We start from the raw sequence: 3,211 nt of genomic DNA on the forward strand, positions 1-3,211 counted from the left end.
CAGGTAGCCGCCCAAGTCGCCGACACCCTTGAACAGCAGCTGCCCGCCCAGCAGCATCACCTCGGCGCGCTCCTGCATCTTGCGCAGGTCAACGGCCGACAGCGCGCTGTTCAGGTCACCGGCAGTGGCGACGATGCTGAAGTAGCCCTGGCTGCGGATGGTGCGGTCCACCGCCAACTGGTCGTCGCTGGTCTGGCTGGCACTGGAGCTGGAGGAACCGATGCCGATGTGCAGGCTCACGCCGTCGGTGGCGTCGGAAGCCCCTGCTGCATGGCGTCGCCCACGCCAGCGGCGACATTGGCCGCTAAGGCGACATCGACGAGCTACTACATCACGATCTCAAACTGCGATGGCCGCAGTGCAACCTGTACAGTTGAGGCGCCATGCTCGTCGCAAAACTCAACCTCATAGGCCTCCTCTGGCTCGGAGAAGAGGGCAACCACTACCCCGGTACTGCCACGACAAATCTCCTCCGAAGGAATGTCTTCTAGCAGGCGCACGACATCATTTGTTTCCACAGGCATATAAACTACCTCGAAGGCGCACATCTGATCTAGTTCAGACATCATTCTCGCTCTCAATGCATCTCCCGCCTCGTCAAAAGTCCAATTCTGCGGAATGCCATGGCGAAGTGCATAGTCCAGATCACTGGCAGAAAAACTGAAGGATCGCAGCTACGTTTTACGCAAAGCCCATCATCGACACTTCAAATCAGGCTCAAATATAACCATGGCCTCTGAATTTTAGCCATAGATATCAAAGACAACGCGGACTCCCGCCTCTGAACCATCCCGTACGACCTCGCGAAAGGGGAAATGCGACCATCCCTTTACGGCAGCGGGATCATGGCAAGGTTCGTAACACACTCTAGTTGAGAGGTGCCGTCCGGCTGGAGACCATAAACCCATTACGCGTGAGCGCACAGCACCCACCAGCACTCCAAAAGTGAAAGCAAGGCTCAAGATCAATATTGATTTCAAACAGCGGTCCAGCAATATACCAAGCCAAACAATAATCAGCAGCCAACCCATAAAGCGCCTCAAGCAGGGCGTACATCTGATCTGAATCAGATACTTTGCTCGCCCTCAATGCATCTCCAACCTCATCAAAAATCCAGTGCTGCGGAATGTCTTGGCGAAGCGCAGAGTCCAGATCATCGGCCGAAACAAATATCACAATCGCACCAGCACAGATCTCGGAGATCTCTACATCACCGATCTCCCTTCATATTGACGCCTGCGCGCTCAGCCATTCACGCCCAAGCCGCACAATTCCATCTCTAGATGCAAATGATGCGAGCAAAAGATAAAAAGAGTCCTCGATCGCCCCGGATGAAACTACTTGCGCAGCCCTAAATGCAAGAATATGAGTAGATCTACACCGCCCCCAGAACAAGCCTATTAAAACGTTCAAGTTCCGAAGGACTTACATCCTGATACTCACAATTCAATCCCGAACCACAAACAAAGCCGATACGTTCACTATATGCGGCATATACCGAACCAGAGCTATCCACTGATGAGAACACATCCAAGGAGGGGCTACTCAGTTCCGATCCACACCAGGAAATGATTGCGCCCCCCTCAACAAACCATTCCAGTGATCGCCTAATGCATATCAACCACTCGTCCTCATCAGGCCAGGAATTTATCTTAACTTCGGCGGACAAATTGCTCATACCTTGCCCCTCCCACTCCCTGAATCTCACATCGACGCGACCACTCCATATGTCCTCAAACGAGGCGCTATTCTTGCCAAATTCGCCAATCGAACCACAACTCCAATACCCGTAGAAAATAATTCCGCACACCTCCTCCTGATAAACAACACGACCAGACTGGTCTGGAATGGCCCAATATATTCCGAGGCTGTCTTTCGTTATCATAGTCCGAAATTCTTGATCTGCTGCGGGGATGGCTTGATCGCTGTAACAATATCTCCAGCCGCTATCTTGCCGCGAGGCTCCTTCGCCACAAAGATAACAACGTCCTCTCCGTTAATTTTCCCATAAAAGCCTTTAACCGGCTGCCCGCCTTGAACCATTACGTGATCAAAAGTTTTTATTGGTTTTGTAAGAATAGCCCGCCCAATATCCTGAAATGCCTGCCGAGCGGCTTTTGACCCAGAATTCTCCGTAATTATTCCAGCTTCAATCAAATGCCTGGCAGAGTGATCAATTCGACCGATGTTGGAGAGCGGCAGATTTACGACATCATTAGCGAATGCTACATGCCCTTCTTTGGCAGCTTCGCTAGCCGCATTCTGTACCGACTTCAGGATCTCCTCAGATTTGAGCACACCCTGCTTGGTCGCGGCCCCGGCGATCTCCGCGCCCACTTCACCAACGATCTTCGCCCCAGGCAACCGCACCGGGATCAGGAACGTCGCTGCGCCGATGGCAGCACCGTTGCCGTCGCCCTTGGCTACGCTGGCGATCACGGTACCAGCGGCGCCAATGTCGCCACTGAAGGTCCCCATCATCGTCCAGCCGTCACCTCCCCGGATCTTCGTTCCGCGCAGGTTGTTCAGATCATAGAATTTGAGCTGCACGTCGTCCTTGGATACGCCGGAGGACAGCAGGGATCCGATGACCTGCCTGTACAGTGCATCGTCGTTGAGCAGCTCGTTGCCATAGAGGTTGAAGTTTTTGTATTCCGCCTCCGTCGCGCCGAACCCGTATGCCCCGCCCATCTTGCTCAGGAAGTCAGTGGCTTCCAAATCAACGTTCTCGATGCCCACCAATCGGGCGACCTTTGCATCAACACGCGCGGCACCTTCCGTGGTCAGCCTGCGTACCGCCTCTGCTTCGCTGATACCTTCCTGGGCGGCGAACGGCAGCATTCATGTTGATCCACTTCACCTCATCCGGGTGCAGCTGCCGATTGAACCGGTCCCCGGTCACGGCAATGTTGGCGCCCGTGCTTCCACCCAGAGCCCCACCCACCATCGCGCTGCCCACTTCCATCAGCGACTGGTAGTCCTCCCAGCTCAGGCTGCCCTTGTTGCTCTCGAGGAATTCGGAGATCGCGATCTTGGCCTTCTCCGCACCGGCAGCACTCACCGCGCCCTTCAGTGCATCGGCCCCACCCAATGCGGCCATCGCCGCACCGGCCATGCCGTGCAGCAGCGCGCGGCCGTTGCCGCCGTCGGCCCAGAACGCCTTGCCTTCTTCGGTCTCCGCCTTCTGGCTCAGGTAGCCGCCCAAGTCGCC

General features: G+C 55.2%; 6 protein-coding genes. All 6 read right to left on the minus strand.

The features are described from left to right. Nucleotides 1-240 (minus strand): hypothetical protein (locus A7X97_RS16490; protein ID WP_146260256.1); only part of this gene is annotated, 240 nt, incomplete at its 3' end. Between the two features lie 86 nt (nt 241-326). After that, entirely contained in the window at nt 327-569 is a 243-nt protein-coding gene (locus A7X97_RS16495) for a DUF4926 domain-containing protein (protein WP_198422618.1), read from the minus strand. 298 nt (nt 570-867) lie between these two features. After that, nucleotides 868-1,176, minus strand: coding sequence for a hypothetical protein (locus A7X97_RS21755; RefSeq protein WP_143592512.1), 309 nt, complete (start codon nt 1,174-1,176; stop codon nt 868-870). A gap of 199 nt (nt 1,177-1,375) precedes the next feature. Further along, nucleotides 1,376-1,885: a hypothetical protein gene (locus A7X97_RS21760; RefSeq protein ID WP_143592511.1), complete on the minus strand. Its 510-nt coding sequence runs from the start codon at nt 1,883-1,885 to the stop codon at nt 1,376-1,378. Continuing rightward, on the minus strand, nt 1,882-2,841 hold the full coding sequence (locus A7X97_RS21940; protein ID WP_181503445.1) for a hypothetical protein: 960 nt from the start codon (nt 2,839-2,841) through the stop codon (nt 1,882-1,884). The genes A7X97_RS21760 and A7X97_RS21940 overlap by 4 nt, the downstream gene beginning before the upstream one ends. Next, a partial coding sequence (locus A7X97_RS21945) for a hypothetical protein (protein ID WP_181503446.1) occupies nt 2,759-3,211 on the minus strand: 453 nt, incomplete at its 5' end. The genes A7X97_RS21940 and A7X97_RS21945, both read right to left, overlap by 83 nt.

The sequence above is a fragment of the Stenotrophomonas sepilia genome (genome assembly GCF_003244875.1).
GTDB lineage: Bacteria > Pseudomonadota > Gammaproteobacteria > Xanthomonadales > Xanthomonadaceae > Stenotrophomonas > Stenotrophomonas sepilia.